This is a genomic window from Vibrio sp. 1874 (assembly GCF_033344395.1).
Taxonomy (GTDB): Bacteria; Pseudomonadota; Gammaproteobacteria; order Enterobacterales; family Vibrionaceae; genus Vibrio; species Vibrio alginolyticus.
In genome coordinates this window covers 1-1,526 of the sequence record NZ_JAWPOR010000076.1, presented here as the reverse complement: position 1 = coordinate 1,526, position 1,526 = coordinate 1, and the positions used below count along the sequence as shown (strand labels likewise).

The 1,526-nt window shown below is 41.3% G+C and carries 3 protein-coding genes; all 3 read right to left on the bottom strand.

Features of this window, described 5'->3' with window-relative positions:
- Positions 1–74 precede the first annotated feature (74 nt).
- On the bottom strand, positions 75–551 hold the full coding sequence (locus R8N46_RS24650; protein WP_064354096.1) for a GNAT family N-acetyltransferase: 477 nt from the start codon (positions 549–551) through the stop codon (positions 75–77).
- Between the two features lie 192 nt (positions 552–743).
- Positions 744–977: a hypothetical protein gene (locus R8N46_RS24645; protein ID WP_115386075.1), complete on the bottom strand. Its 234-nt coding sequence runs from the start codon at positions 975–977 to the stop codon at positions 744–746.
- 156 nt (positions 978–1,133) lie between these two features.
- A partial coding sequence (locus R8N46_RS24640) for an HIT family protein (RefSeq protein WP_318098559.1) occupies positions 1,134–1,526 on the bottom strand: 393 nt, incomplete at its 5' end.

Sequence of the window (1,526 nt, the reverse complement as noted above, 5' to 3'; positions counted from 1 at the left end):
GCAAACCACCTTAATCACTAAAATCAACGCATAGTGAAAATGCCACGCGTTGCGAATCCCTCTTGAACAGTTTGTTAGGTGCGTAGCCAAAGTTGGTAAAAGTCTGTTTCATCGTGCTTGGGATTCTTGCGCACGAACTCCCAACCATGACGCTTATAGAATGTAAGAGCTCGATGGTTAGTTCGGCTTACTGAAAGTACAGCACGCAAACAACCCGCTTTACTCAAAGTGCTTACAATATAATCCTGCAATTTTGCAGCGAGTCCTGAACCACGAAAATTCGGCTTTAAGTAAATGAGATGTACATAGCCAGTCCCCGGCTCGGGTGAAAAGCTACGAAACTCTAACTGCCCTGCAAACTGACCATCCACAAATATATGGATATAGAACCATCCTGATGTTGCTACCCGGTCTAATACTCGTTCACGATAACCACTGATGAAGTCATCGAAACCATCGTAATGCCCAAAACTACAAAAGTATGCATCTTTTCTTGCAGCAACGCATAATTCGAAATCATCAATGTTTATCTGCCGAAAAGTAATTTCCATACTTACCTTTTCCTTCAAGCACCTAACGCCCTGTTAAGGTGTGAGCAACGCAATACCGATGCCGCCGCATACCACCTTAATCACTTACATCAACGCATGACGAAAATGCCACGCGTTGCGAATCACTCTTGAACAGTTTGTTAGTATTCAGACCCAACCTGTTACACCGAACTTAGAAAGAAGTCTTACTTATCAGTTCTCTACCGTCTTGATACCACAGTTTTCACAGATCGTATGTCGAGAAAACTCATCCATAGAAGCTAAAAATGGGCCAACTGCCCAACCTTTGATTAACCCTGCTATAAACTCTTTACACTTTTGATGTTTTACACCAGCAAAAGGACTAGGGCTCCTAATCAATACGGTGATATGTTTGGATTTAATGTTGCAAGCAGAACACTGATATTTGTCTATCTGATGAAGCACTAATTTTCCTCCTGAATACTAACGCCTTGTTAAGGTGTGAGGCACGCAATACCGATGCTTCCGCATAACACCTTAACCACCAAAACCAACGCATAGTAAAAATGCCACGCGTGCCGAATCACTCTTGAACAATTTGTTAGCATACTTTTTCAATGCTCATAGACCTTTAAGTGATTCTCTTAGTTTATCCATAGTTTGAATTCCAAGTTCACTACTAACCCAACCGTACTGGTCTCCATGAAACCTAGGGAAAATATGCAAATGGTAGTGATCGAGCTCGTTGAAATGAGGTGCTTCTCCATTGTTTTGCATAAAGCCGATACCATCGGGATTGAACTTAGCTTCTATACGTTTATATAAATCTCTTGCAACGTCGGTGATCTCAAAAAACACAGACTCAGGCAGGTCAATGAATGTACGGTATTGAGTCTTAGGACAAATTAAAATATGCCCAAAGTTGATTGGATCATGATCTGCAAAAGCTATAACTTGGTCAGATTCGTACACGATGACCGAGTCAATTTCACGATTAACAATTTGTTCGACTAT

Bases quoted from the DNA above. Each gene is read 5' to 3' on its own strand.
- R8N46_RS24650 (WP_064354096.1), bottom strand. From the start codon at position 551: ATGGAAATTACTTTTCGGCAGATAAACATTGATGATTTCGAATTATGC.